The organism is Paenibacillus sp. MSJ-34, from assembly GCF_018918005.1.
In the GTDB taxonomy this organism is placed as follows: domain Bacteria; phylum Bacillota; class Bacilli; order Paenibacillales; family Paenibacillaceae; genus MSJ-34.
Genome location: NZ_JAHLPR010000036.1, coordinates 1 through 25,388, shown reverse-complemented (window position 1 = coordinate 25,388; position 25,388 = coordinate 1). Strand labels below are relative to the sequence as shown.

At 51.9% G+C, this 25,388-nt stretch carries 33 protein-coding genes; 1 reads left to right on the top strand and 32 read right to left on the bottom strand.

The annotated features are described in order from the left end of the window. Nucleotides 1-23: 23 nt before the first annotated feature. From aroH to mtrB, 14 genes are all read right to left on the bottom strand, one after another. Entirely contained in the window at nt 24-398 is a 375-nt protein-coding gene (aroH, locus tag KQI79_RS18305) for a chorismate mutase (protein WP_216539737.1), read from the bottom strand. A gap of 2 nt (nt 399-400) precedes the next feature. Next, a complete protein-coding gene (gene aroB, locus KQI79_RS18300; protein ID WP_216539736.1) occupies nt 401-1,495 on the bottom strand; it encodes a 3-dehydroquinate synthase in 1,095 nt (364 codons plus the stop codon). A 1-nt stretch (nt 1,496) separates the two neighbouring features. Next, complete coding sequence (aroC, locus tag KQI79_RS18295) at nt 1,497-2,666, bottom strand: chorismate synthase (RefSeq protein WP_230191178.1); 1,170 nt, start codon at nt 2,664-2,666, stop codon at nt 1,497-1,499. A 165-nt stretch (nt 2,667-2,831) separates the two neighbouring features. Beyond that, nucleotides 2,832-2,996, bottom strand: coding sequence for a hypothetical protein (locus tag KQI79_RS18290; protein ID WP_216539734.1), 165 nt, complete (start codon nt 2,994-2,996; stop codon nt 2,832-2,834). Between the two features lie 87 nt (nt 2,997-3,083). Continuing rightward, the gene (locus KQI79_RS18285; protein ID WP_216539796.1) at nt 3,084-3,860 is read right to left on the bottom strand and encodes a CheR family methyltransferase; all 777 of its coding nucleotides are present in this window, start codon (nt 3,858-3,860) and stop codon (nt 3,084-3,086) included. An 18-nt stretch (nt 3,861-3,878) separates the two neighbouring features. Then, entirely contained in the window at nt 3,879-4,322 is a 444-nt protein-coding gene (gene ndk, locus KQI79_RS18280; protein WP_216539733.1) for a nucleoside-diphosphate kinase, read from the bottom strand. A gap of 39 nt (nt 4,323-4,361) precedes the next feature. Further along, nucleotides 4,362-5,336: a polyprenyl synthetase family protein gene (locus KQI79_RS18275; protein WP_216539732.1), complete on the bottom strand. Its 975-nt coding sequence runs from the start codon at nt 5,334-5,336 to the stop codon at nt 4,362-4,364. Between the two features lie 8 nt (nt 5,337-5,344). Continuing rightward, nucleotides 5,345-6,199 (bottom strand): menaquinone biosynthetic enzyme MqnA/MqnD family protein, encoded by an 855-nt coding sequence (locus KQI79_RS18270; protein WP_216539731.1) that lies wholly within the window; start codon nt 6,197-6,199, stop codon nt 5,345-5,347. Next, nucleotides 6,156-6,809, bottom strand: a complete 654-nt coding sequence (locus KQI79_RS18265) for a UbiX family flavin prenyltransferase (protein WP_216539730.1) — start codon at nt 6,807-6,809, stop codon at nt 6,156-6,158. Before KQI79_RS18265 ends, KQI79_RS18270 begins: the two co-directional genes overlap by 44 nt. Next, nucleotides 6,806-7,675 (bottom strand): UbiA-like polyprenyltransferase, encoded by an 870-nt coding sequence (locus KQI79_RS18260; protein WP_216539729.1) that lies wholly within the window; start codon nt 7,673-7,675, stop codon nt 6,806-6,808. The genes KQI79_RS18265 and KQI79_RS18260 overlap by 4 nt, the downstream gene beginning before the upstream one ends. Then, nucleotides 7,668-8,396: a demethylmenaquinone methyltransferase gene (locus tag KQI79_RS18255; RefSeq protein ID WP_216539795.1), complete on the bottom strand. Its 729-nt coding sequence runs from the start codon at nt 8,394-8,396 to the stop codon at nt 7,668-7,670. Before KQI79_RS18255 ends, KQI79_RS18260 begins: the two co-directional genes overlap by 8 nt. Nucleotides 8,397-8,405: 9 nt before the next feature. After that, nucleotides 8,406-9,272 (bottom strand): heptaprenyl diphosphate synthase component 1, encoded by an 867-nt coding sequence (locus KQI79_RS18250; protein ID WP_216539728.1) that lies wholly within the window; start codon nt 9,270-9,272, stop codon nt 8,406-8,408. Nucleotides 9,273-9,389: 117 nt separating this feature from the next. Next, complete coding sequence (locus KQI79_RS18245) at nt 9,390-9,932, bottom strand: hypothetical protein (protein ID WP_216539727.1); 543 nt, start codon at nt 9,930-9,932, stop codon at nt 9,390-9,392. A gap of 91 nt (nt 9,933-10,023) precedes the next feature. Next, nucleotides 10,024-10,245 (bottom strand): trp RNA-binding attenuation protein MtrB, encoded by a 222-nt coding sequence (gene mtrB, locus KQI79_RS18240; RefSeq protein WP_216539726.1) that lies wholly within the window; start codon nt 10,243-10,245, stop codon nt 10,024-10,026. Between the two features lie 92 nt (nt 10,246-10,337). On the opposite strand from mtrB, the gene KQI79_RS18235 reads away from it, so the two are divergent. After that, entirely contained in the window at nt 10,338-10,490 is a 153-nt protein-coding gene (locus tag KQI79_RS18235) for a hypothetical protein (RefSeq protein ID WP_216539725.1), read from the top strand. Nucleotides 10,491-10,564: 74 nt separating this feature from the next. Here the strand turns inward: KQI79_RS18235 and KQI79_RS18230 are convergent, their stop codons facing one another. From KQI79_RS18230 to KQI79_RS18145, 18 genes are all read right to left on the bottom strand, one after another. Continuing rightward, nucleotides 10,565-10,837, bottom strand: coding sequence for an HU family DNA-binding protein (locus KQI79_RS18230; protein ID WP_216539724.1), 273 nt, complete (start codon nt 10,835-10,837; stop codon nt 10,565-10,567). A gap of 589 nt (nt 10,838-11,426) precedes the next feature. Next, nucleotides 11,427-12,905 (bottom strand): stage IV sporulation protein A, encoded by a 1,479-nt coding sequence (gene spoIVA / locus KQI79_RS18225; protein ID WP_216539723.1) that lies wholly within the window; start codon nt 12,903-12,905, stop codon nt 11,427-11,429. 407 nt (nt 12,906-13,312) lie between these two features. Further along, the gene (locus KQI79_RS18220) at nt 13,313-13,738 is read right to left on the bottom strand and encodes a disulfide oxidoreductase (RefSeq protein WP_216539722.1); all 426 of its coding nucleotides are present in this window, start codon (nt 13,736-13,738) and stop codon (nt 13,313-13,315) included. Then, nucleotides 13,735-14,487, bottom strand: a complete 753-nt coding sequence (locus tag KQI79_RS18215) for a DsbA family protein (protein WP_216539721.1) — start codon at nt 14,485-14,487, stop codon at nt 13,735-13,737. Before KQI79_RS18215 ends, KQI79_RS18220 begins: the two co-directional genes overlap by 4 nt. Before the next feature lie 82 nt (nt 14,488-14,569). Continuing rightward, nucleotides 14,570-15,322 carry a DUF3939 domain-containing protein gene (locus KQI79_RS18210; RefSeq protein WP_230191173.1) on the bottom strand — a complete coding sequence of 251 codons (753 nt, stop codon included), beginning with the start codon at nt 15,320-15,322 and terminating at the stop codon, nt 14,570-14,572. Continuing rightward, the gene (locus KQI79_RS18205; protein ID WP_216539720.1) at nt 15,323-15,664 is read right to left on the bottom strand and encodes a 2Fe-2S iron-sulfur cluster-binding protein; all 342 of its coding nucleotides are present in this window, start codon (nt 15,662-15,664) and stop codon (nt 15,323-15,325) included. A 22-nt stretch (nt 15,665-15,686) separates the two neighbouring features. Further along, the gene (locus KQI79_RS18200) at nt 15,687-15,980 is read right to left on the bottom strand and encodes a 2Fe-2S iron-sulfur cluster-binding protein (RefSeq protein WP_216539793.1); all 294 of its coding nucleotides are present in this window, start codon (nt 15,978-15,980) and stop codon (nt 15,687-15,689) included. 165 nt (nt 15,981-16,145) lie between these two features. Further along, on the bottom strand, nt 16,146-16,421 hold the full coding sequence (locus KQI79_RS18195) for a stage VI sporulation protein F (protein WP_216539719.1): 276 nt from the start codon (nt 16,419-16,421) through the stop codon (nt 16,146-16,148). Nucleotides 16,422-16,531: 110 nt separating this feature from the next. Then, a complete protein-coding gene (locus tag KQI79_RS18190) occupies nt 16,532-17,569 on the bottom strand; it encodes an NAD(P)H-dependent glycerol-3-phosphate dehydrogenase (RefSeq protein ID WP_216539718.1) in 1,038 nt (345 codons plus the stop codon). Continuing rightward, nucleotides 17,562-18,179: a glycerol-3-phosphate 1-O-acyltransferase PlsY gene (gene plsY, locus KQI79_RS18185; RefSeq protein ID WP_216539717.1), complete on the bottom strand. Its 618-nt coding sequence runs from the start codon at nt 18,177-18,179 to the stop codon at nt 17,562-17,564. The genes KQI79_RS18190 and plsY overlap by 8 nt, the downstream gene beginning before the upstream one ends. Before the next feature lie 14 nt (nt 18,180-18,193). Beyond that, on the bottom strand, nt 18,194-19,519 hold the full coding sequence (gene der / locus KQI79_RS18180; protein WP_216539716.1) for a ribosome biogenesis GTPase Der: 1,326 nt from the start codon (nt 19,517-19,519) through the stop codon (nt 18,194-18,196). 111 nt (nt 19,520-19,630) lie between these two features. After that, on the bottom strand, nt 19,631-20,275 hold the full coding sequence (locus KQI79_RS18175; RefSeq protein ID WP_216539715.1) for a YphA family membrane protein: 645 nt from the start codon (nt 20,273-20,275) through the stop codon (nt 19,631-19,633). 24 nt (nt 20,276-20,299) lie between these two features. Continuing rightward, entirely contained in the window at nt 20,300-21,349 is a 1,050-nt protein-coding gene (gene fni, locus KQI79_RS18170) for a type 2 isopentenyl-diphosphate Delta-isomerase (RefSeq protein ID WP_216539714.1), read from the bottom strand. Nucleotides 21,350-21,418: 69 nt separating this feature from the next. Then, nucleotides 21,419-22,630, bottom strand: coding sequence for a 30S ribosomal protein S1 (gene rpsA, locus KQI79_RS18165; protein ID WP_216539713.1), 1,212 nt, complete (start codon nt 22,628-22,630; stop codon nt 21,419-21,421). Between the two features lie 153 nt (nt 22,631-22,783). Beyond that, on the bottom strand, nt 22,784-23,353 hold the full coding sequence (locus tag KQI79_RS18160) for a lysophospholipid acyltransferase family protein (RefSeq protein ID WP_216539712.1): 570 nt from the start codon (nt 23,351-23,353) through the stop codon (nt 22,784-22,786). A gap of 3 nt (nt 23,354-23,356) precedes the next feature. Further along, a complete protein-coding gene (gene cmk / locus KQI79_RS18155; RefSeq protein ID WP_216539792.1) occupies nt 23,357-24,058 on the bottom strand; it encodes a (d)CMP kinase in 702 nt (233 codons plus the stop codon). Nucleotides 24,059-24,160: 102 nt separating this feature from the next. Next, entirely contained in the window at nt 24,161-24,415 is a 255-nt protein-coding gene (locus KQI79_RS18150; protein WP_216539711.1) for a DUF5359 family protein, read from the bottom strand. A 66-nt stretch (nt 24,416-24,481) separates the two neighbouring features. After that, nucleotides 24,482-25,132, bottom strand: a complete 651-nt coding sequence (locus tag KQI79_RS18145; RefSeq protein WP_367398213.1) for a flagellar brake protein — start codon at nt 25,130-25,132, stop codon at nt 24,482-24,484. Between the last annotated feature and the right edge of the window lie 256 nt (nt 25,133-25,388).

Below are 25,388 nucleotides of genomic sequence, written 5' to 3'. Positions count from 1 at the left end.
AGCCTGTATGGCATGCATAGGCGTCACTTCGAGCTTTCCGCCAAATCCGGTCGCAGCGCTTTCGCCTCGTTCAAATAAACGTGGCGGATTTCATCCTGCCTCTTGTCCGTATTCACTTGCACCATCAATCGGATGCAGCGCTGCAAGCTGCCTTTCACCGGAATTTCAACGGAGCACATTAAAGGCACCAGCTCCCAGCCCGCCATTTGCCGAATCGCTCGGGCCGGAAAGGTCGCGTCCAAATCGGTCGTCATCGTCACCCATACGCTGCATATGTCTTCCGGTTTGAAATCGTTCTCCCGCACGATTTCATTCAGCAGAACGATCGTTTCCGCCAAAATTTCATGTTCTTCATTTTGCTTGACCGTCGTCGCTCCGCGGATTCCTCTAACGTACATGCCTAAGCTTCCTCCTTCAATTCAGCCACAATTTGCCGCACCAGTTCGGTTGATACGTCTTGCTTGATTTCCACCTTGCCGATGGCGACCGGCACGATAAAGACCGTACGGCCTTCCTTGAATTTTTTGTCATGCATCATGGCATTCATGATGTCATCGACGTTCATCTGTTGCGGCACCCGGATCGGCAAACCGAATTTCCGCAAAATCCGCTTCGTCTCGGTATAGATCGATTCGTCGTAACCGAGCCGGACGGCCAGCTTCGCGGCTCCGACCATCCCGATGGAGATCGCTTCCCCGTGCAGCAGCGTATCATAGTTCGCCACCGCTTCCAGCGCATGCCCGATCGTATGTCCCAAATTCAGGATAGCGCGCAAGCCGTTCTCCTTCTCGTCCTGGGAAACGACGATCGATTTCACTTTGCAGCCTTGATACAATCCGTAGCTCAACGTTTCGGCTTCCAAGCCGATCAGCCGTTCCGCGTTCTCGTCGCACCATGCGACGAATTCGGCGTCCCAAATCAACCCGTGCTTAATCATTTCCGCCAAGCCCGATTTCACGTCGCGTTCCGGCAGCGATCGCAGCGTCGCCGTATCGTACAATACCATTTCCGGCTGGTGGAACGCGCCGATAATGTTCTTGGCGAGACGATGATTGACGCCGACTTTGCCGCCGACGCTGCTGTCATGCGCCAATATGGTCGTCGGAATTTGCACGAATTTCACGCCCCGCATATAAGAGGCCGCTGCAAAACCCGCCAAATCTCCGACCACGCCACCGCCCAACGCGACTACGGTGGAATGGCGGTCCAGTCCCGCATCGAGCGCAATCGTCACGATCTCTTCCAAAACGGCGAGCGACTTCGACTTCTCCCCCGCCTCGACGATCGCGTGTACGACCGAATACCCTCCGGCTTGCAAATTGGACTCCACGCTCTCCAAATAAAGAGGCGCAATATGTTCATCCGTTACGATTAATATCGGACTTTTCTTCGTAATTTCATGCTTGACGAACATGGAGGAGACGTCGCCAAGCAGCCCTTCGCCGATATAGATCGGGTAGGAACGGTCGGGAAGTTCGACCCGCAGTTCGCGCATCTTAATACTGCTCCAGTTGCTTCAAGTAATTATTATAATTCGCGCGGATTTCCTCCATCGAATCCCCGCCGAATTTTTCCAAAAACGCTTTGGCCACTTCCCATGCCACCACATGCTCCATGACGACGCTTGCGGCGGGAACGGCGCAGCTGTCGGAACGTTCCACTTGCGCGGTGAACGGTTCTTTCGTATCGATATCTACGCTGCGCAGCGGCTTGTATAACGTCGGAATCGGCTTCATTACGCCGCGCACGACGATCGGCATTCCGTTCGTCATCCCGCCTTCAAATCCGCCAAGCCGATTCGTAGCGCGGTAATAGCCGCGTTCCGCCGAATACAGGATTTCATCGTGAACTTGCGAGCCGCGCATCGTTCCGGCTTCAAAGCCGATGCCGATTTCGCATCCTTTGAAGGCGTTGATCGACATAACCGCTTGCGCAATTCGCCCGTCCAGCTTGCGGTCGTACTGCACATGGCTCCCGAGTCCGACCGGCACGCCCTCGACGATGCATTCGACGATGCCGCCGATGGAATCGCCTTCGGCCTTAATCTGGTCGATATACGCTTCCATCTTCTTCTCGGTCTCCGGATCGACGACGCGGACCGACGATTCCTCCGTGCGTTGGATCAATTCATCGATCGGCAAGTCATGCGGCGGCGCTTCGATTTCGCCGATGCGAATAACTTGCCCGGCCACTTTGATGCCGAATGCCGCCAACAGCTGCCGCGCCACCGCGCCGCATGCGACGCGCGCCGCCGTTTCGCGCGCGCTGGAACGTTCAAGCACGTTGCGCAAATCTTTCAAATTGTATTTCAAACCGCCGTTTAAATCGGCATGGCCCGGGCGCGGACGGTTCACGCGGCGTTTCGCCTCGTCTCCGCCTTCGATCGGCTCGATATTCATAATTTGCATCCAATGCTTCCAGTCGTTGTTAGCGACGACAAGCGCCACCGGCGCTCCCGTCGTTTTGCCGTGGCGAACCCCGCCGACGATATTCGCCGTATCTTTTTCGATTTGCATCCGGCGCCCCCGTCCGTACCCTTTCTGGCGACGGTGCAATTGAAAGTTCAATTGTTCGAAATCCAGCTCCAAATTGCTCGGAAGACCTTCAATAATGGCAGTTAATTGCGGACCGTGAGTTTCACCCGCTGTTAAATAACGTAAAGTCACGCTGCGTTCCCCCTTTAAACTTTTTAAGCTGTAAACGACTAAAACCCGATTCTTGTCTTTGCTCATTATAGTATACGTTCAAACGGTTTGACAACCGCTGACTAGGCGCAAAACGCAAAAAAGCGCCGCACGGCTCTTGCAAGCCGAACAGCGCATTCATCTCGATTAACCGTTTGCTGAGTGCTTCTTGATTACGATCGGCACTTCCGCATATTGCGGGTCGTTGACCAATCCTTTAATTTGTGCGGATTCAATGCCCAAAATTTGCGCACACTCTTGTATGGAAATAAACCCACGGCGATATGCGGCAATGACTTTCCGCTTGTCCATTCCATTGACCTCCACTTAGTCTGACTGTTAGTTTTAGTATTGGAAGGAAAGGGAAGCAATATACATCGGCCGCGCATACCGGCGCATTTATTTTTTACGGTAAAAAAACGTTTCCAACGGTTCGAGCTCGTATTGTCCCGGCGAAAATATTTGTTCCGTACTGCCGACAAACAGTACGCCGCCGCTTTTTAACGATTTTGCGAATTTATGATATAATTTCGATTTGGCTTCTTCCGTAAAATATATCATAACGTTGCGGCAAATAATTAAATCGTAATGATTATCGAACGAGTCCAACAGCAAGTTTTGTTTGCGGAATTGAATCGCCGCTTTCAATTCGTCGACAATGCGGTATAATAATTGCTCCTGCTTAAAATAACGCTTGATGTATGCGGGCGGAACGTCTTTGAGCGAGCGCTCCATATAAACCGCTTGCTTCGCCCGACCCAATGCGCCGTCGTCGATATCGGTTGCATGAATTTGCGATTGCCGCAGCAAATTCATTTCCGACAAAATCATGGCGAGCGAATAAGGTTCTTCCCCTGTCGAGCAAGCCGCGCTCCAGCATTTCAAGCGCGGGCTTCTCCGCGCGAGCTCCGGCAAAATCGCTTGCCGCAGCGTCTCCCATCGATTCGGATTGCGCCAAAACTCGGAGACGTTGATCGTCATCCGATCGAGAAATTCGTAGAACAGGCTTTCATTCTCCATCATAGCTTTGAAAAACGAAGCGAAGGTTTGATAACCGTTTTTCATACGGAGCGTCGTCAGCCGGCGCTTCATCTGAGCTTCTTTGTACTGCGCCAGATCGATCCCCGTCTTCCCCTTCACTTGTTCGATAAATTGCGAATAATCCCTATCTTCCAGTGGAATCACGCTCCGGCATTAAATCCAAGGTTGGATCTCTTTGTTATATGTAATCAACTCATGAGGCTCGAAGAAATTGGCGATTTCGCGCGCCGCGCTTTCGGGAGAATCCGATCCGTGAATCAGGTTGAAGTTCGTATGAACCGCAAAATCGCCGCGGATCGTTCCGGGCTGGGCTTCGAGCGAATTCGTTTTGCCGATCATCGTCCGGGACAGCGCGATCACTTGGTCCGCTTCCCATACCATCGCAAATACCGGGCCCGAAGTAATGAAGCTGACCAATTCCTCGAAGAACGGTTTCCCTTGATGCTCGGCGTAATGCCTGACGGCTTGTTCGCGCGAGACGACGATCATTTTGGCCGCGGCCAGCTTAAACCCTTTTTTCTCGAAACGACCTACAATTTCACCGATCAATCCGCGTTGTACTCCGTCCGGTTTGACCATCAAAAACGTTCTTTCCATAACTGTCACTCCTCAAAGTTTTGTGAATTTCACAGAAAGTTAATAAGATCGTTTTGCTACAAAGTGCGCGATTTCCGTAAGATTTTTCTTCGCTTTGATGTCAGGGAGCCCTTCGAGCGCATGAAGCGATTTGGCAATGTAGCGGTTCGCCAATCGGTCCGCAATGTCGATACCGTTGCTGCTGCGGATCATGTCGAGCGCCGCCGCTACGCCCGCAGCGCCGTCGCTCTCATGGATGATTGCAATTTGATCCAGCAGCGGCCCGCGCAATTCGGGCTGCTGGAGCGCGAGCAGTACGGGCAGCGTGATATTGCCTTGCTTCATATCGCTGCCGGGCGGTTTGCCAAGCTGCTTCTCCGTTCCGCATATATCGAGCAAATCGTCGCGAATCTGAAAGGCCATGCCTACATTATAACCGAATCGATACAGTTTGTTGCTGACTTCGGCGGGCGCGTCCGACGCGATCGCGCCGAGTTGGCAGCTCACCGCGATCAGCAATGCCGTTTTGCGGCGGATGCGGAGCAAATAGTTGCGGATCGTTTGCTCTGTGTTGAAAAAATCGCGGATTTGCTCCATTTCGCCGATGGACATTTGGACGATCGCCTTGGATAATATTTGGTGAACCAACGGGTTCTGCAGCTGCGTCGCGATGATGAGCGCTTTCGCGAATATATAGTCGCCCGTATACATCGCGATTCTGTTGTCCCATTTCGATTTTACCGTAGGCTTGCCTCTGCGCGTTTCCGCGTTATCGATCACGTCGTCGTGAACGAGCGAAGCGCTATGAATCAATTCGAGCGGAACGGCGACATGCTGCAATTTGTGCAAGTCATAGGTCCCGAATTTGCCGGCCAGCAGAACAAAAACGGGACGAAGCCGCTTTCCCCCCGCTTTTAATAAATGCAATGACGTTTCGCTGAGCAGTTCGTGATCGCTGAGCACGCTTTTCTCCAACTGCTTTTCCATGAATTGAACGTCGTTTTTCAAGGCTGAGTAAATATCCAATAGTTTCATTATTTCACCTATACGACCGAATTCTCTGACCAAATGCGAATTTCTACATCTTTATCGATTAAACCGAGTTCCTTGGCATACCGGAAATACAATTTTAACCCATCTTGCTGTTTTTGTCCAAAATCGTGGCATAATCCGTTAAAATACCTGCGCCAATAATCGGCCGTGCCGCCGATGTTGGCGCAGGCGGCGCGAACGAGCGGCTCGGGATCGCGAATGCTGCGCTGCTTGCTCTCTTCGAACGCGTCCACGATTTGCCGGATTTGCTTCGGATGGCGGGCTGCCGCATCGCTGGATACGGTCCAGACGGCAAATGTCATCCAATGGCCCGTCCAGCGGCGCCAACATTCGCCCAAATCGAGAATTTCATACTCCGTGTTCGTCCACGAGGAGCGAATGGCATGGTCTCCGATGAGGAGCGCGGCGTCTGCGTCCTTCATCATATCTTCCAACACCGGTTCGGCGTCGAAGTAAGTCGGGCGGCCTCCGTAGAAGCGGTCGATAATAATTTTCAATAAATTGACCGATGTGGCCGATGTCGTCGTTAATGCGATCCGGCCGTTTACGACCTGCTCGAGCGGTTTTTTCATAAACAATAAAATCGATTTGACAGGTCCGAAAGCGCTGACGGATAGATCCGGGAACAGCATGTAACGTTCATAAGAAGCGCCGTAAGCGAAAGACGAAATCGGTCCCATATCAATCGTACCATTCAACATGGCGCGGTTCAACTGGGTTGGAAACTGTTGAATCATTTCCACATCGATTTGCAAAGCTTGCGGCGTAAAATAAAAATACATCGGCCATACGTTGGCGTAATTAATTTCCCCTATGCGAATCGGGTCTCTCAGATTCGTGTTCATCCGAATTCCCCCATCTAGTGTACAATTGATGTTCCATATCGACTTGGTCAAGCACTTTCCCGACCAGGAACGAGACGATATCGTCGAGCGATTCGGGCCGGTAATAGAAGGCCGGCATCGCGGGCACGATGCGCACTCCCATGCGGGAAAGCTTCAGCATATTCTCAAGGTGGATCGCATGCAGCGGCGTTTCGCGCGGCACGATGACGAGCGGCCTGCCTTCCTTCATCATGACGTCCGCGGCCCGCGCCATTAAATTATCCGAAGCGCCGTGCGCAATGGAGGACAGCGTCCCCATCGAACAAGGCATAATAAACATGCCGCTCACCCGGAAAGATCCGCTCGCGATGCTGGCGCCGATGTCCCGGATCGGATGATATTCGAGCGATCCGGAGTGCGATCCGAACCGGCGCTCAAGTTCGGCCTGGCGCTGCGTCGCGTCCCAGCCCAGCTCCTCCTTCAGCACTCTCCAGCCTGCTTCGGTTACGATAAGATGGACAGAGCAGCCGGACGCAAGAAGCGTCTCCGTCAATTTCACGCCGTACACCGCGCCGCTCGCTCCCGTAATTCCTACAATCCACCTTCCGTTCCGGCTTGCTTGCGCCTTCATTTCAACACCACCAGGTCAATGAGCGTAAACGCGAAAACGACAATGCTTAGCACGCCGTTCATCGTAAAGAACGCCGTTTGCAATTTGCTCAGGTCATGCGGTTTGACAATATGATGCTCGTAATACAAGATCGCGTTGGCGATAATCGTGCCGGCCAAATACCACCAGCTTAAATCGGTAAATATCATTAACGAAATAAAGCCCAATGCCGTAATGATATGAAACGCTTTGGCAATATGCAGCGCTTTGGCGATGCCGAACCGAACGGGAATCGAATGCAACCCTTCTTCGCGGTCGAACTCGTAGTCCTGGCATGCGTAGATGATGTCGAAGCCGGCCGTCCAAAAGGCGCAAGCGACATAAAAAATGAGCGCCCTCCAATCCGCTTGATTGGTAACGGCCACCCAGCCTCCCAGCGGCGCTAGCGCAATCGTCATGCCGAGCACAATATGGCACAGCCATGTAAATCGTTTCGTGTAGGAATAAAAGACGAGAAGGAACACGGCAATCGGCAACAGTTTCAACGCTAACGGGGCCAGTTCCGCGGCAGCCCAGAACAATAATGCAAAAGATACGATAACGAATATGATGACTTCTTTCGATTGGAGCAACCCCGCGGGGATGGCGCGCATGGCCGTGCGCGGATTTTTCTTGTCGATGACCCTGTCGATCAACCGATTCAGTCCCATCGCGGCGCTGCGCGCCCCGATCATCGCGAGCAACACCCAGCCGATTTGGCCCCATGACGGGAGATGGTCGTTGACGACGACCGATCCGAGTACCGCCCCCATAAACGCAAAGGGCAGCGCGAATAACGTATGTTCGATTTTAATCATTTCTAGAAAAATTCGAATTTTCCTAATCATGTCCATGCTCCTTGATTCCGATATGAAGAGCGGCGATGCCGCTCATCAACGGATAAGCTTGTACGTCGCCAAGCCCGACCTCACGGAATATGCGCGCAAGTTCCTTATGGTCCGGGAAAGCGGCAAGCGAATCGGGCAGCCACTTATACTGCTCGTATCGTTTGGCGATCAGCTTTCCAAGTATCGGTAAAATCCGTTGAAAATAAAAATAATAAATGCTTTTGAACGGCTGCCAGGTCGGCTTCGACAACTCGAGGCAAACGACCATGCCGCCGGGTTTAACAACGCGCCTCATTTCTTTCAGCACTTGAACGAGGTCCGGAACGTTGCGCAGGCCGAAGCCGATCGTCGCGTAATCGAAGCGGTCATCTTCGAAAGGCAATTGCATCGCATTTCCTTGAACGAGCGATATTTGCTTGTTCAATTCCAGGCGGTCGACTTTCGCCTGGCCGACGTCGAGCATGTTTTTGCTGAAATCGAGCCCCACGACTTCGCCGCTTCCGCTCGCCTGCGCCAATGCGATTGTCCAATCGCATGTGCCGCAGCATAAGTCGATCGCCGTGTCGCCGGGACCGACGTTCATTTTGTTCATCGTGAACTTGCGCCACGACTTATGCCTTCGAAAACTCAGTATATCGTTCATCACGTCATATTTGGTTGCAATGCTTTCAAACACCGAATGGACGAATTGTTCCTTCGTGCCGGAAGATTTCGTTTCCAATCCGTTCACCTAACCTTCCCTGAGCGCTGGCGCCGAATGCCGGACAAGCCGCACAAACGGCTCCCCGATCAGCATCAGTTCGTTCAACAGTTTCTCGGAGTCAAGCTCGCGCAACACCGTTTGAATGTGCTCGACCGTCTGGCTCAGCTTGTCCACTAATTTATTGCGGATATCGTATTTCAGCAGCATCGCCCGTAAAGCGGCTGCGTCCAATCCGTTCGCTCGCAGCGATTTCAGTTCTTCGTCCGTGCCTTGATGCCAAATATGCCAGTACGCCCACGATCCGGCGAACGTGTCCACTTGCTCGTTTTTGCCGAGCTCGCCTTGGAGCACCTCGCAATGGGTAAACGCTCGCAGCAATTCGGACCACGACTTGGCGTCCTTGTCGTCGAACAGCTTGGAGAAGGCAACGAACAGTTGCATTTTCAACTGCACTAATTGTTGCAAATATTCTTCAGCGGTCACGATGCATTGTTTCATTTTGACGTATAAATTCACTTTCAAACGGTTGACTTCGCAGATTGCGCCGCTTAGCGTGCGGATCGTATCGATTTGCCCCGCTTGGGACAGCAAGTGATAAAACCGGCTGCTGTAATAATCCCCCGCAAGCACTTTGAACTGGCGGGAGCGCATCTCGCGCTCGGCTTGCTGGATATTGGCGGGCTCGATTAAATCATGCGTATCCAGCCCCATCTGCACGAGCGAAGTGACAAGCGCAAACAATTCGCTGTTCGCGGATGAAACCGGGCTTTTATTCAAAAAAGCAAACAAGAGCCGCACGCGCGAATCGGGAAACTCCGGCAGCTTGGTATGCTTCTGAATCAGATCGTATTCTACGTATTTGCGGGCAATTTCTGGGATTCGATATCGTTTCATACAGGCCTCCGAACCTACGGCTAGTTCTAACTTGACGATTTCAGTCAGCAATCTAAATAATTATATCACAAGATGCTTACATGCGCACTTGATCTGACCATGCAAAATTGAAGTTTTTCAATCGGACGAGAACTGGCGTTGCCAATGCGAAGTGTATGTAAAATGCAGCTTTTGCGTTACGACGCCGGACTCTCCGCGAAAATGGCGGAGCGCTTCAAGCACGTCCGAATCGATTTCGCTTCGGCGCGCGTCCACCGCGAGCAGCAAACGTTTCGCCTTCGTACGCTCGTCGGCAATGACGAAACGAAGCAGCAGCTGCTTAACGTTCGAAGTTTGCGTAAAGCTGAAGCGGATCATTTCCGCCATATTTTCATAGATGACGGCGGGATTGACGCCCGCGCTGGCATATTTCAAATCTACGGCTAGAATGGAGTCGTCCCATTCGACTTTGCTGATCGGCAAAGTTAGCGGCAACTGCGTCATCGTATCCACCAGATTGTTCTGATCCAAATGCGTTTCGGGCATATTCGTGAACACGGGGACGTTCTGCCTGCCGTAGGCCAACCGCGATTCGAGGCGCGGAAGGGCGGCAACCGCCAGAACGATGGCGACAGATACGATAAAAACGAGCGCGAACCGCGCGACGCTGCGCTGTTGCATTGGCAAAGCCTCCTCAGAAACGTACGGACTTTTCGATTTATACGCTACTATATCATTGTACAACGTAAAAAAGCAGGCTATGCCTGCAATTTTACGCGTCCGTTTCGATCGTCCCGTATTTGGTCATAACGACCGCATTGCCGCGGATTTTAATGGCCGACGTATGGTCGGTAAATTGGCAGATCAGAACTTCGCCCTTATCCAGTTTCTCGGTATGATGAAACCTCGTATCATGTCCTCTGGTCAGTCCGATCACATGCACTCCTTGCTCCTTCGCCTTCACGACGATGTAATCCGCATTCGCCATTTCCATGATCCCACCCCCTGCACGTTGTTTTATTTTTACGATCAGGCAATACTAACGGGGAACGTTATTTGAAATAACTTCTTGAAAGGAGTTCAAGCATGCGTCCCGCACAATTAGAGGATAACCAAATTACGCGATTAAAGCAATGGGAAGAAGAGCTGCGGCAATCTTCCGGCGAACATATCGTATTGATCGCATATACCGATATCGGCGCCCCGGAGCCCGAGCAACGCCGGCGTTCGGAAAGGTAGAACGCGCCTTTAGAAAAGAAAAGGCCGTGAACAAGCTTCACGGTCTTTTTTCAGGTCAAAATATGTAGAATCGCTTATTTAATTCCGTCTTTAAGAGCTTTACCAGGTTTGAAAGCTGGAATTTTGCTAGCTGGAATTTCGATCTCTTCGCCCGTTTGCGGGTTGCGGCCTTTGCGCGCGGAACGCTCGCGAACTTCGAAGTTTCCGAAACCGACCAGTTGAACTTTATCTCCGTTCTGCAACGCCGCGGAAATCGCTTCGAAGACGGCGTCAACCGCTTTCGTGGCGTCCTTCTTGGATAATTCGGTCGATTCAGCCACTTGTGCAATCAATTCGGATTTGTTCATGCTATTCACCTCCCCAAAGGAATATGCTCCATTATCATACTTTCTTTACCGTTTCGCGAAAAAATATACATTCATCTGCGAAAATTCCTGTATTGGCGTGATCCCATGCGTTGCATCGCAGGGCTAGGAACAAACTTATAGTAATACACTGCGTTTATAATTTCAAGTGCTTACGCCAAAAAGAGTGAAAAAAGCTATCCGGAAAGACCGTTAGGAAGGGGATTTTGGCATCGTTTATGCTCCACTAGTCGGCAATCGGCCACTGGAGAATGTCCAATGATTTTGGGAATATATGGTAAAATAAAGAGGCTCAGTTGGAAATGATCCAATGAATCCAAGGCATTTTTCGTTATTAGCCGAATTTGGAACGATTTGATTGGACAAATTCCAATGAATCGACGTGCAATAGAGTCTGAACCGATGATTGGTTGGATGAATTCCAATAAGTGTCAAAAATAAGGTGCTACCGGACGCGATCGGGAGCTGCTGTTGCGAACAACCGGAAACAACCGTTCGCAAATGTACAGCATCTGCAATAAAAAAAGAAGCACGATTCATGCGCTTCTTTTTCCGTAATATGATATGGGCCTTACAAAATGATGGCGATGAGCCCGCCCGATCCTTCGTTGATGATTCGTCCCAGCGTCTCCTGCAATTTGTAGCGTGCATTGTCCGGCATCATGGCGATTTTGCCTTGAATGCCTTCTCTGACGATGGAATGCAGCGATCGTCCGAATATGTCGGATTCCCATATTTTGATCGGATCGTTCTCGAAATCTTGCATTAAGTAGCGGACCAGTTCCTCGCTTTGTTTTTCCGTTCCGATAATCGGAGCGAATTCCGATTCGACATCGACGCGAATCATATGAATCGACGGCGCGGTCGCTTTCAAGCGGACGCCGAATCGGGAGCCTTGACGGATCAATTCCGGCTCGTCAAGCGCCATTTCGGCAAGCGTCGGAGCCGCGATGCCGTAGCCCGTCGTCTTGACCATCTCGAGCGATTCCGCAAAACGGTCGTATTCGCGCTTCGCGTGGCTGAATTCCTGCATCAACTGCAGCAAATGGTCTTTGCCGCGAATTTCCACGCCGACGACTTCCATCAAAATTTTATCGTATAGTTCATCCGGCGCATACAGGTCGATCTCAGCCACGCCCTGCCCCATATTCATGCCGCTTAGCCCGGCCCGGTCGATAAAGTCGTACTCCATGAATTGGGAAACGACGCGATCGACATCGCGCAGGCGGCGAATATCTTTCACCGTATCGCGCACGGAATTTTCGTAATTGCTGCGCAGCCAGTGGGATTCGTTCAGCACCATGACCCAGCTCGGCAAATTCACGTTGACTTCATGAACCGGGAATTCGTACAATACTTCGCGGAGAACGCCCATGACATCGTCCTCGCCCATATTCGCCACGCTCATCGACATGACCGGAATATCGTACTTTTCCGCCAACTCGCTTCGCAATTGCAGCGTTTCTTCGCTGCGCGGCTTGGTCGAGTTAATAATGAGTACGAACGGTTTGCCGACTTCTTTCAACTCGGCGATGACCCGTTCTTCCGATTCGATATAGGAGCTGCGCGGAATTTCCGCGATCGATCCGTCCGTCGTCACGACAACGCCGAGCGTCGAATGTTCCTGAATGACTTTGCGGGTTCCGATTTCCGCCGCTTCCTGAAACGGGATCGGTTCTTCAAACCAAGGCGTCGAAATCATCCGCGGGCCGTTCTCGTCCTCGTATCCTTTTGCGCCTTCCACGGCATAGCCTACGCAATCTACGAGACGGACGTTGACTTCCAGCCCTTCCGCCACTTTAATTTGAACGGCGTTGTTCGGAACGAATTTCGGTTCGGTCGTCATAATCGTCTTGCCGGCCGCGCTTTGCGGCAGTTCGTCGACAGCCCGCAAACGGTCGGCATCGTTCGTGATGTTAGGCAAAACAACCGTTTCCATGAAACGTTTAATGAAGGTTGATTTCCCCGTGCGGACCGCACCAACGACCCCGAGGTAAATATCCCCGCCGGTACGCTCAGCAATGTCCTTAAAAATGTCCACTTTTTCCAATGATATCCCCTCCTAAATTTTTTCTGATCCATTGCCCATCAGAAAAGGTTCGCAACAATTGCAGCGTATGAGCTTTTGCCGTTGTCGCCAGTGTTCGCCGCCACGAGCGATTTCCTTTTGCGCGCCAAAGCGACGTGACTCGTACATACATTTGGACTAGTAACAGCATATGTTCCATATGCGCAAATATGACGTCCTTGTGCAAAAAACTTCTCATAAATAGAAATGCGTTAGACGAATATGTATTAAGCTTGCGCTGCGCCGTTCACTAGGCCTCCAAATATGTTATATGAACCTCTAGGAGAGGATATGCCCAATTTATGCAATTATACCGGAATGAACATCATAGAAAAAAGATCGCCCTCCTCCTGAACGAACAGGCGGGAAAGCGATCTTCGATCGAGCGGCTACTCGGAATCGCCCGCTTTGCGGACTATAATGAGGAGCGCGGTAATGAGAATAAAGGCGATCAGCGCCAATAACGGAATCGTGATGAATCCGAACCAATTCAAATAATCGAAATTGCACGGTATGCCTACGGTGCACGGCGTGAACTCCGCCAAAGCCGGGACGTTCAATTCCAGGACGTGCCACAGCGAGATGCAGCCTCCGATGACGCTGAACGGAAGCGCGTACTTGACGATCGACCGGTTGTTCTCGTATGCCGCGATGCCTAATAGGATCACAAGCGGATACATCATAATGCGCTGCAGCCAACAGAGCTTGCATGGCTCGAATCGGGCAATTTCGCTGAAATACAAGCTGCCCGCCGTTGCGATGATCGCGACGAAACATGCAGCGTACAACCCGTAATCGCTTATCCGGCGTCTCATTTCTCCAATTCCTCTTCAATAGCTTTGGCGATGTTCTCGTACGTCGGCGTCTCGATCCGTTTCCCGTTGACGAGAATGGTCGGCGTAACCGTCACTTCAGCTTCGCGGACCAACTGCAAATCTTTCTCGATTTCGGCGTTGTACGTTCCTTTGTCCGCATCTTCTTCCAATTTTGCCAAATCGATGCCTTCAATTTCAGCGGCCAATCCCATAATTTTCTCTTTGGTCGCCCAAACTTCGCTCTCGCTTCCTTGATTTTCGAACACAAGCTTGTAATAATCCCAGAACGCTTCGCGGTTTTGTTGGAAGATCGACTCTCCGACCAAAGCGGCATAACGAGAATCGTCCTCTGGCAGCTTGAAATTTTGGCTCATAAACGGAAAATTGACAAAATGAAAGCTTACTTTGTCCGTATCGATATAATTTTGTTTCAGTTCCGGAAATACTTGCATGCTCCAGTTGCGGCATGCGGGGCATTTGTAATCGGCGAATTCGACGACGGACACTTTCGCGTCCGCATTGCCAAGCGTCGGCTGGCCTTCGGTCGAAATATCGTAAACGGTATTGGCGCCGCTCCCCGGCCGGTCATCCACCGGAGCCGTTTTCGTTAGCAAATAGATAAGTCCCGCAACCGCGACGACGGCGATAATAATAAAAATAATGAACGATTTGCCGGATTCGGGCTTTTTATTGGCTTTATACGTATTGTTATGCTGAGGCTGCTTTTTTTTCTTTTTTTTCTGCGGCAAACGAATCACCTCTCCATGAAAAATAGTAGATAAACGCTATTTCCGTGCGGCTTGTCTTATAGTGAACTCTTTGAACAACCTATTATAGTTTGGCAGGTCTCGGTTCTCCGTCGACCCAAAAGTAAGGGACCGATTTGACGGGGACGAAGTAGGAGGCTTCCGTTAGCAGCGTCCGCAAGTCGAACGTCGGATCGGTCGGATGCTGCCCCGACTTCTCGATGGCTTGCATAATGTCCGGCGCGTAATCGACATATACGTTGCCGCTTACGCCAAGCATGAACCGGACGGCTTCTCCGGAGAACACGCTGTTCAGCGCCCGTTTCGACAGCCCGATCTTGTCCAGATCGAGCCAATAATAACCGGGATACGCCTCCTCTCCTCGCGGCAAATCCCCTTTATTGTCCGCGGCATATTTATCCACGGCCTTCTGCAAATCGTTAACCAATTGCGCTGTGACCAAATCCATAATTCTGACGGTAGGATTGGTTTCCTCGTCGATAATAATAAAGTAGCCGTGCCCCCCTTTTTCGAACGCGGCCGACGGGATGGCGCTTAAATATTGCTTGCCCACGAGATCTTCGAAGTTAATGCGAAATTTTTCGTATTTCGGCGTTTCTTGCGTGCTGTTGAAGATGGGCAGCAAGCCCTCGTTCTTCAGGTATTCGTCTACCGCATTTTGAACGAGCAGCACGCTGTCGCGGTACGAAGCCTTATTCTCGCCGCGCAGTTCGTCCGGATACAAGCACCCCGTCGCAGCGACCGCAAGCGCAGCGAATAGCGCCGTAAGCCGCAGCAAACGGGTATGTACTCGCAGCCGTTGTACTAATGCATTCACTTACAAGTCATCCTCCTCTTTCTGTCTTGCCAATTGTTTGCGCACGGCCTCCTTTAACGGGTCTTCCGGCACGGTGACGGCAACGTTGCCGGTCACGCAGGCCTGGCATGCCAGCCGATAGCCTTGTTCGATCAAACGGCCCAATTTCAGCGATTCCTGCTTCAACGGAGGCGTCAATCCTTCGCCGCTGCCTACCCGAACTTTGCACATCAAGCAGGAAGCGTTGCCGCCGCATCGGGTGCGAACATTCACCCGGGCCCTTCTCGCCGCAGCGAGCAATGTCGTTCCGGGCCGCACTTGCACCGTCTTGCGGTCGGGCAAAAACGTAACTTGGATGGGCATGCTTCTCTTTCCTTCCGTCAAACTAGAAATAAGGCTTGTTGACCGCTACGATGCGACCCGGTCGTTTAATGACCGCTTGACAGCCAAGCCGGTATCCTTCCTCCAATTCTTCCGGCTCCAGCCGCCTCCATTCGGCATCCGAAGGTTCTTCCAGGCAGTCCGCGCCCTCTTCGATGTAGCACCGGCATCGCGCGCATGTCCCGCGCGTGCATGAAAATCCCCAGTCGACTTTATGCTTTAACGCAAGCTCGAGAATGGAGTACCCCGTCTCGCTATCGACGGTTTTGGAGACGGTTCTTCCTTTAAGTTCTATCATGTCTGTCACGATTCATCCTCCGCTATCATAGTTCGTCATTTTGTTGAAATAAACTAAGCTATATTATACCATTGCCCCAAAAAGAACAAAAGACGGACATTGCTTGCGCGCTGTCCGTCTATTATTTGCGAAGAGAGAGTTCATAAAAATGTTAGATTTGAATGATTATCTTTTCGAAATCATTTTCATTAACGATTCGATGCTGGAAGCATTTCCGCCGCCTTTTTTGACCGCCTGAATAATATCGTTGATGGTCGCTTCCGAAACCGGAACGTTCGCGACGGCAGACACTTGCTTGATCAATTGGCGCAGCTGCGTTTCGCTTTGCAATGTGCTCGGTTTGACGGTGCTGGCCAATTTTTTGATCGCATTTTCCGAAATCGGCTTGCCGGTTTTTTTGCTTACCGCATTCAATACGTCTTTCGCATTGTTTTTGCTCATTCTTCCCCTCCTAACAATGTGCTTCTTTATCATATGAAAGGAGAAGAAGCTTGGTGCAGGCCTCCCGCATAGGCCAATATTGGAAAGCGTCAAGCGGTCAAGCGAAGGCGCTACAGCAATTTGAAGTTCGTTTCGTTTACGACCTCTTCGATTTCATGCCGCTTGACACGGCCCATTAAATCTTCCACCGCCGCTTTCGGCTCTTTATTCTCGAACAGCACGTGGTACAGCTGATCCGTGATCGGCATTTGCACGTCGTATTGGCGCGCCAATGCGTAAGCCGCTTCCGTCGTGCGGATGCCTTCGACGACCATCCCCATCCGATCCAACACTTCCTGCAGCGGCTTTCCTTGCGCCAGCAGCGATCCCGCCCGCCAATTGCGGCTATGGCGGCTCGTGCAAGTCACGACCAAATCGCCTACTCCCGCCAGCCCGGCAAACGTCAACGTGCTGGCTCCCATAGCCGTGCCCAGGCGGGCAATCTCGGCGAGACCGCGCGTGAGCAGCGCCGCCTTCGCGTTATCGCCGTACCCCAAGCCGTCGGATAGGCCGACTCCGATCGCAATAATGTTCTTGAGAGCTCCGGACAATTCCGCGCCAAGCGCGTCCGGATTCGTATAAACGCGGAAATAAGCGTTCATGAACAAATCCTGGGCGATCTCGGCATGTTTCAGTTGTTGCGAAGCGACGACAACCGTTGTCGGGCAGCAGCGGACGACTTCCTCCGCGTGGCTCGGCCCGGACAGGACGACGATATCCGATTCGTCGCAGCCCAATTCCTCGGCGATGACGGTCGACATCCGCTTCATCGTACCGACTTCGAATCCTTTCGTCGCATGAATGCATATCATATCTTCCCGGAAGAAGGGCCGAATCCCGCGGGCAACTTCGCGCATCGCCGACGAAGGGGCCACGATGACGACGGCGACGGCATCGTCCATCGCTTCCCGCAAATCGGTCGTAGCCCGGATCCGCCGCGGCAAATCCACGCCCGGCATATACTTTTCATTCTGATGCGTATCGTTGATTTGCCGTACTTGCTCCTCGTTCCGCGACCAGAGAGCCACATCGATCTCATTGTCGGCAAGTACTTTCGCCAGCGCCGTCCCCCAACTTCCTGCGACGAGCACAGCCACTTTTTTAGACAACTCGACGTTCCCCTTTCTGCTTGGATCCGATTTTGTTTTCTTTGCCTTGCACAATTTTTACAATATTCGAACGATGTCTTACAAAAGCGAATAAACAGAGCAGCAAACTGGCCCAGAACACTTCCCAAGGTCTGCCGAGCAATACGATAAAAATCGGTAATAGTCCGGTAAAAAGCAGCGAACCGAGCGAAACGTATCTTGTAAACACAATCGAAAGAATCGCAATAATGCCGGCAAAAAGAGCCGGCAAAAAGCTTAAGGTCGCCATGACGCCAATCGTCGTCGCGATCCCTTTGCCGCCTTTGAAACGGAAGTAGATCGGCCAATTATGGCCTACGATAGCCGCAATGCCGCACAACACAGGGATCCAGCCGTTATCCGCGCCAAGCCATTTGCCGAGCCAGACCGCTCCCATCCCTTTCAGCACGTCCAACGCCAGAACTCCGATCGCCGGGCCTTTGCCGAGCACGCGCAGCGTGTTGGTCGCGCCCGCATTGCCGCTTCCGTGCTGCCGAATGTCGATGCCTTTCATCCATTTCGCAATAACAACGCTAAAACTGACCGAACCGAGCAAATAACTGATTACAATAGCGATAATCGGTAAAACCACAGTTTTCCCCCTCTTTACGAATTATCATCCGATTTGCGCCGTGTCAACAATCGAATCGGCGTTCCTTCAAAATCGAACGCGGCTCGAATTTTATTATCCAAATAGCGTTCATACGAAAAATGCATCAATTCCGGATCGTTCACGAAAATGACAATGGTCGGCGGCTTCACCGCAACTTGTGTGACATAATTAATGCGCAATCTTCGTCCCTTGTCGGTCGGCGGGGGATTCATGGCCACCGCGTCGGATACGACGTCGTTAAGCAGATGCGTTTGCACGCGCAGCGCATGCTGCTGCGACACATGCTGAACGACAGGCAGCAGCTTATGAAGCCGCTGTTTCGTTTTGGCGGATAGGAAGACGATCGGACTGTAAGTCATGAACAGAAAATGATCGCGTATTTTCTGCGTAAATTGATGCATCGTCTTATCGTCCTTCTCGACCGCATCCCATTTATTGACCACGAAGATGGACGCCTTACCCGCTTCATGGGCATATCCGGCAATATGCTTATCCTGTTCGATAATCCCTTCTTCGCCGTTAATGACGACCAATACAACGTCCGCTCGTTCAATCGCTTTCAAAGAGCGCATGACGCTGTATTTTTCGGTCGTTTCGTACACTTTGCCCCGTTTGCGCATCCCGGCCGTATCGATCAGCACATAACGCTGACCGTCCTGCTCGAACGGCGTATCGACCGCGTCGCGCGTCGTTCCCGCAACATCGCTGACGATGACGCGTTCTTCGCCCAGAATGGCGTTAACCAGCGAAGATTTGCCCACATTCGGGCGCCCGATCAACGCCACTCTAATGACGTCTTCGTCATATTCTTCTTCCGTCTGCTCGGGCAGCCGTTTCGCGGCCTCGTCGAGCAAATCGCCGATGCCGGTTCCATGCGCGCCCGATAAGGCGATCGGATCGCCGAATCCTAAGGAATAAAACTCGTATATATCCTCCATCCGATTCAGATTGTCAACCTTATTGACCGCAACGATAATCGGTTTGCCCGAGCGGTAGAGCAATTCGGCCACTTCTTCGTCGGCATTCGTTACGCCCGCCTTCGCATCGCACATAAAGACGATGACGTCCGCTTCCTCGATGGCCAATTCGGCCTGCGCGCGGATCGATTTCAGCATGGCGTCTTCGCCGTCGATTTCGATGCCGCCGGTATCGATGATGCTGAAAGGCTTGCCGTTCCATTCTCCGCTGCCGTATATGCGGTCGCGCGTAATTCCGGGTTTATCTTCAACTATTGCCAGCCGGTCGCCGATAATACGGTTAAAAATCGTCGATTTTCCTACGTTCGGCCTGCCGACGATAGCAATAACGGGTCTTGCCATAGTCATCCTCCTAAAATGTCTTTGGGTCAAATAATACAATAAGTTTGAAAACTTATCGTTTCGCATTTCTCAATCATAGCAAAAAACGGCGCTCTTTGCTAACCGTTTGCGTTATTTATTTTTGCGTCGAAACAAGGCGGAACGAGCCATTCTCCAGCCTTCCAGCACCTTCTCCGCCGTCCATGCCGACACCCTGACCGCCAGCAGCGTCAACCACCACGTATCGTGCCAGCCCGGCGTTCCGATTTGTATCGCATGCATGCCGCCGTTTAGCGCTTGCAGCAGCAGATCTCCGCCCAGAAGCCCGATCGAGACGGTCGCCACTTGCTCCTCGAAAGTATGTACGGTCATGAAGATGCACAATCCGATGACGATGACGGGATCCCATTCGGGGGAAACCCAGATCAGCACCGGATCAAGCGCATGCAAATGGCTGAAAAGCCCATACAGCATCGCGATCAAAATAGCGACGAGGGAAACGTAGACGCGCCGGTACGCGCTGCGCATACGCATATACATAACGGGAATCGCCGCCGCAATAAGCGCAGCTCCCAAATTAACGGATACGCCGGCCCCCGGACGAATCGTAAAGAAATGAAGAAACAGCCATCCGGCCATAAACAGCAAGATCGCTTTCTCGGAAAAAGCGTTTCCGGCCACAAGCCGGTTCCATCCGCTCGCCGTCAAAATGGCAGCAATCAATAAGAGCAACAGCGAAATAATGCCCGGATTCAATCCTATCACCTCTGCTGCCACTATTATTTGTCTTTTGACGGCAATTTAATCTGTTCTGCATCCGTACCCGCGAATGTCGATATTCCGGGCGGCGCACCATTCGGCCGTCGCTCCGCCGATCACGAGCGGAACGCGCGCCAATCCCGCCACATCCGGAGCGCCGAGCGCCGTCATCAATAACGACAAATGATCGTTCATTTCGCGAATGCGTCCGATCAGCGCGCCAACCCCTTCCTGGCGCAACGTCCGCAAGAACGCTCCCGCCACGCCGACGGCCGCCGCTCCGACGGCCAACGCTTTGCACGCATCCATCGGCTCCGCGATGCCGCCCGATGCGATAATCTGTTCGGGACGATAGACGGATTGCACTTCGAGCAAAGCGCAACTGGTCGTCAGCCCCCAATCGTTCAACCAATCGAGAGGCGCCGTGCGGCGCATATTCTCGATCGCCGCAAAATTCGTTCCCCCCGCGCCCCCGACATCGATCAGTTTCACGCCCGCTTCACGCAAACGGCGCGCAACGTCCCTCGTCAATCCGAATCCGACTTCCTTGACGATGACCGGCACCGGCACCGTTTCGGCGATTCGCCCGATCCGCTCCGCCATCCCTCTGAAATCCCGGTCTCCCTCCGGCATAATCAGCTCTTGCATCGGATTCAGATGAATTTGCAGCGCGTTCGCCTCCAGCATTTCCACAGCCGCAAGCGCTTGCTCCGGAGTCGCCTCGCCGCCCAAATTGGCAAGCACGATGCCGTCCGGATTCGTCTTCCGCACAACCGTGTAGCTCGAACGCACCTCGGGATGCTTCAAAGCCGCCATTTGCGAGCCGACCGCCATCGCGATTCCGGTTTCCTTGGCCGCCTCGGCAAACCCCCGGTTGATCGCCTCCGTCTCTTCCGCTCCGCCGGTCATCGCATTAATAATAATCGGCGAACTCAATACGAGCTCGCCGATCGATGTCGATAATGTGACGGAGGAGAGGGATTGTTCCGGCAAAGCGTTGTGCACGAAACGAATATCAGATAAACCGTTATTTCCGCTCTGGCCAAGCTGCAACGCATGGCGTACATGCTCCATTTTGCGTGAAACGCGCATGTGTACCTCCTAATCGCCCGCGCGAAGCGATCCGGGTCGGTTCGCTTCGCACTATTTCGCAATACGATATTATTTCAATTTGCTCAGTTTATCTCCGAATTTTTCGCCAAGCGTAAAGCTTAAGCCTTGGTTATTAAGCGAAACGTTAGGATTGTTCAATTCTTCCTTCAGCGCTTTTTCCGCCTTCGGCGCCGGAGCCGGAGCTTCTTCCGTCTCTTTGATGCTTAAGCTAACGCGTTTGTCGGCAACGTTCAAGTCCAGAATTTTCACTTGAACGGTTTCGCCCTCTTTCAACACTTCGAACGGCGTTGCGATATGGCGATGGGCGATTTGCGAAATATGAACCAAACCTTCCACGCCCGGCGCGATTTCAACGAATGCCCCGAAGTTGACAAGGCGCTTCACTTGGCCGGATACAATATCGCCTACTTTGAATTGCGTTGCCGCCGTATCCCAAGGACCCGGTTGCGCCGCTTTCATGCTTAGGCTGATTTTTCCGTTCGCAGGATCTACTTTGAGCACTTTCACCTTGACGGTTTGGCCTTCTTGTACAACATCCGAAGGTTTGTCGACATGCGTCCAAGCGAGCTCGGAAACGTGCACCAAGCCGTCTACCCCGCCGATATCGACGAATGCGCCGAATTGCGTCAACCGTTGCACCGTGCCTTCGATTTCTTGGCCTTCCTTCAAGCTTGCCATTACTTTTTGCTTATTCGCTTCGAATTCCTCATCGAGCACATCTTTTTGCGATAAAATGACTTTATTGTTCTCGCGATCCAATTCTTTCACTTTCACGCGAAGAGTACGTCCTTTGTAATCGCTGAAATCTTCTACAAAATGACGCTCTACCATAGAAGCAGGAATAAATCCGCGCACGCCTACGTCAACGACGATTCCGCCTTTGACGACATCAGCGACGACAACCTCGAACACTTCTTGATTGTCGAAACGCGCTTGCAGCGCTTCCCATGCGTTCTCGCTATCGATTTGACGTTTGGACAGAATAAGCTTTTCTCTCTCGTCGTCGATGCTTACGACGCGGCATTCGACTTCTTGCCCTACCTGTACCGCATCAGCCGCATTGTCCACTTGAACCGCAGAGAGTTCGCGGATCGGAATCACACCGTCATATTTATATCCAAAGCTTACATACGCTTGGTTGTCGTCGATTTTGACGATCGTTCCTTTCACGGTGTCCCCTTTTTTCAAGGCAACCATATGATCCATTGCCTCTTGATTTTCAGTTTCAACCGTCTCTTGCATTTTCATTTCTTCCGTCATCAGAAATAACCTCCTCAATTGAAAACCCCATTTATTTAAACCCGCCCGTTGACGAGCGGCGTTCAAAACAAACGTAAAAATAAGTCATAATGAAAAATAATACCTGTAGTATCTTTCCAAAATTGTATTTCATGCGTCTGGCGCAAAAATAAATTAGCGATGCGTTCGAATCAATTCGTTGATGTCCTTCATAATTTTGTCGGTCGCTTGCTCAAGCGAAGCGGAAGGATTGTCTTGAAATTCCGATAAATCCACCGGAGGGCCATAAACGATCTTCATTCTACGAAACCATTTGTATTCCCCGCATATCGCCGCCGGAATGACGGCTGCGCCGCTCCGTAACGCAAAGCTTGCCGCGCCTTTCTTACCCATTCCGCCGCCGCGGGTTCCTTCGGGAAAGATGCCCATGACTTTGCCTTCCTTCAATATGCCGAGCGCAGTTCGAATCGATTCCTTGCTTACGCCGCCCCGTTTGACGGGAAATGCGCCTAGCCCCCGGATCAGTTGTCCGAACAGCGGAATTTTGAACAGTTCGGCCTTGGCCATAAAGTGAATGCGCCGTTCCAGAAACACGCCGAGCGTCGGCGGATCCAAGACGCTGATATGGTTTGCGCACAGCAGGACCGGTCCTTCCTTCGGTATATGTTCTACGCCTACCGCCTGAAGCCGAAAGACGAACCTGTAGAATAATCTTAGCAAGGACCTGCAAAAGGAGTATAACATAGTTTACTTCGCTCCATCCGTTTTGGTTCTGCAGTAAGAGACAATATGCGCTACGACGTCGTCGATGCTCATCGAAGTCGTATCCAATCGAATTGCGTCGCTTGCGCAAACTAACGGCGAAACGGTTCGCTGTTCATCCAGACGATCGCGTTCGGCGATGTCGCGCTGCAACTGCTCGAGCGAGACGCGATCGCGATCTTCCATTTCCTTGTACCGCCGCAATGCGCGCTCCTCCACACTCGCCGTAAGGAAAAATTTCGCTTCCGCATCCGGCAGCACTTGCGTACCGATGTCCCGTCCGTCCATGACGACTCCTTTGCCGGCTGCCAGCCGGCGCTGCATGTCCACCAGCATTTGTCTCAGCCGCTCGATCTTGGCGTAATGCGACACTTGCCGGTTCACTTCCAAAGAACGAATAAGCTCCGTAACGTCTTCCCCATCCAGCAGCACCTTTTGTTTGTTTCGTTCGGGAACGAGACGGATATCGATTTCGGCCGCTTTCCTTGTGACAAGCTCCGTTTCATCCGGACGAACGCCGTGCCGAATCATATGCAAGGCGACGGCCCGATACATCGCTCCGGTGTCCACGTACACATATTCAAGCGCCAAGGCGACCAGACGCGCTACCGTACTTTTCCCCGCTCCGGCGGGGCCGTCGATGGCAACATTAATTTTACGTTGTTTGGTCACATCTGGCTGTGAGATAGCCAATGGGGTACTCCTCCTTAGCTGTCGTTGCGCCGCAAACTTGCCCTCAATAAAAAAGCAGGCGTTGCCTGCGGACGTGAAAATTATACCACACTGCAGCTAAGGATGCAAAAACTGTTGCGATTCCGGCGAAGGATTGTTGTTCTCGCGCGCGGAACGATACATGACCGGCTTGCCTTCCAGACGGTCGACGGCGGAAATCAATTCCCGCAATGCGGGAATGCGCAGCAGCGCTTGGGCCGCAATCAAGAAACAAACGAAAACGATAACCAAGCGCAGCAGCATCCGCTCGACGCGTCTCGAGAAACGAAGGAACAGGCGAACATAGCGCTCGGAAGCTTTATCCCTCATCATGAGACACCTCCAAGTTTTCCTGTTATTGTAACCGATTTCCTCCGTTTTATGCGCAGCATAAGGCGATCAGTGTTTGCGCATTTGAAATTGCCGCTCGAAGCAGAAGCGTATCAACGTTTGCCGGTCGGTATCCGCAATGTCGGTATATTGCAGCATCACCATCTGCTCGCCGGTCATAAGCCGTTTCAGCCGAACGATTTCCCCCGTAAACGGAATATGGCCGATCGAGCCGTTCTTAAACGTTAGCAACAGCCAGCAAAATAGCGGTTGTTCATTGCGCAGCGACCATTGGCCGTCGCATACGAAAGAGAGGCCTCCTCCGCTTACATCTTTCGTGACGGCGACAAAACGCAGCTGGCCGCTTACTTTGACAGCCACCTCAAGCTCGGCGCCCACGCGCAAATATTTGCGCCTTTGCGCCTTTGCGATCTGTTCCGGAACGGGCTTCCGAATCGAAACCATTCGGATGCCGTCATCTTTGAAACCGATAACGAAGGTGCGAAAAGAATGCTTTACGCCGCTCTCATTCACATAATAAGCCGACAGCTTGTCTCCCAAATTCAATTTTTTCAGCTTTCCCGTTTTTTCTTCCAATGGGATTTCGATATAAAGACAATCCTCTTCGGCTTCGGCAATGCGCGCTTTGAATTGTTTCGAAGCTTCTTCGCGATCTCCCGAATCGACTTGAATATATAATATGTCACTTACTTTCGGCAACAATCGCCCCACCTGCCAACCTCTTAGTTCTCTCTTGCGACGAATTTGCCCTGATGGCAAATCCCTCCACATTATAACATTAAGCTTCTCGGAATTCACATTCCGTTGCAGACTCTAGCTTCCTAGCTAGGGTCTTCTATTGTTTCACCCCCAAACATGGGGTGCGAACAAACATTCCTCTTGACTTTTCAAAATCACCCCAATAATCGCCGAGAAGGCTTTTTTTATTTCTAATGAATTGGGTGATTTTCATGAA

What these genes read in the sequence shown, in the direction of transcription:
- aroH (WP_216539737.1), bottom strand. Translation starts at nt 398, where the DNA reads ATGTACGTTAGAGGAATCCGCGGAGCGACGACGGTCAAGCAAAATGAA.
- aroB (WP_216539736.1), bottom strand. Translation starts at nt 1,495, where the DNA reads ATGCGCGAACTGCGGGTCGAACTTCCCGACCGTTCCTACCCGATCTAT.
- KQI79_RS18290 (WP_216539734.1), bottom strand. Translation starts at nt 2,996, where the DNA reads ATGGACAAGCGGAAAGTCATTGCCGCATATCGCCGTGGGTTTATTTCC.
- ndk (WP_216539733.1), bottom strand. Translation starts at nt 4,322, where the DNA reads ATGGAAAGAACGTTTTTGATGGTCAAACCGGACGGAGTACAACGCGGA.
- KQI79_RS18275 (WP_216539732.1), bottom strand. Translation starts at nt 5,336, where the DNA reads ATGAAACTATTGGATATTTACTCAGCCTTGAAAAACGACGTTCAATTC.
- KQI79_RS18270 (WP_216539731.1), bottom strand. Translation starts at nt 6,199, where the DNA reads ATGAACACGAATCTGAGAGACCCGATTCGCATAGGGGAAATTAATTAC.
- KQI79_RS18265 (WP_216539730.1), bottom strand. Translation starts at nt 6,809, where the DNA reads ATGAAGGCGCAAGCAAGCCGGAACGGAAGGTGGATTGTAGGAATTACG.
- KQI79_RS18260 (WP_216539729.1), bottom strand. Translation starts at nt 7,675, where the DNA reads ATGATTAGGAAAATTCGAATTTTTCTAGAAATGATTAAAATCGAACAT.
- KQI79_RS18250 (WP_216539728.1), bottom strand. Translation starts at nt 9,272, where the DNA reads ATGAAACGATATCGAATCCCAGAAATTGCCCGCAAATACGTAGAATAC.
- KQI79_RS18245 (WP_216539727.1), bottom strand. Translation starts at nt 9,932, where the DNA reads ATGCAACAGCGCAGCGTCGCGCGGTTCGCGCTCGTTTTTATCGTATCT.
- mtrB (WP_216539726.1), bottom strand. Translation starts at nt 10,245, where the DNA reads ATGGAAATGGCGAATGCGGATTACATCGTCGTGAAGGCGAAGGAGCAA.
- KQI79_RS18235 (WP_216539725.1), top strand. Translation starts at nt 10,338, where the DNA reads ATGCGTCCCGCACAATTAGAGGATAACCAAATTACGCGATTAAAGCAA.
- KQI79_RS18230 (WP_216539724.1), bottom strand. Translation starts at nt 10,837, where the DNA reads ATGAACAAATCCGAATTGATTGCACAAGTGGCTGAATCGACCGAATTA.
- KQI79_RS18220 (WP_216539722.1), bottom strand. Translation starts at nt 13,738, where the DNA reads ATGAGACGCCGGATAAGCGATTACGGGTTGTACGCTGCATGTTTCGTC.
- KQI79_RS18205 (WP_216539720.1), bottom strand. Translation starts at nt 15,664, where the DNA reads ATGCCCATCCAAGTTACGTTTTTGCCCGACCGCAAGACGGTGCAAGTG.
- KQI79_RS18200 (WP_216539793.1), bottom strand. Translation starts at nt 15,980, where the DNA reads ATGATAGAACTTAAAGGAAGAACCGTCTCCAAAACCGTCGATAGCGAG.
- KQI79_RS18195 (WP_216539719.1), bottom strand. Translation starts at nt 16,421, where the DNA reads ATGAGCAAAAACAATGCGAAAGACGTATTGAATGCGGTAAGCAAAAAA.
- der (WP_216539716.1), bottom strand. Translation starts at nt 19,519, where the DNA reads ATGGCAAGACCCGTTATTGCTATCGTCGGCAGGCCGAACGTAGGAAAA.
- fni (WP_216539714.1), bottom strand. Translation starts at nt 21,349, where the DNA reads ATGCGCGTTTCACGCAAAATGGAGCATGTACGCCATGCGTTGCAGCTT.
- rpsA (WP_216539713.1), bottom strand. Translation starts at nt 22,630, where the DNA reads ATGACGGAAGAAATGAAAATGCAAGAGACGGTTGAAACTGAAAATCAA.
- KQI79_RS18160 (WP_216539712.1), bottom strand. Translation starts at nt 23,353, where the DNA reads ATGTTATACTCCTTTTGCAGGTCCTTGCTAAGATTATTCTACAGGTTC.
- KQI79_RS18150 (WP_216539711.1), bottom strand. Translation starts at nt 24,415, where the DNA reads ATGATGAGGGATAAAGCTTCCGAGCGCTATGTTCGCCTGTTCCTTCGT.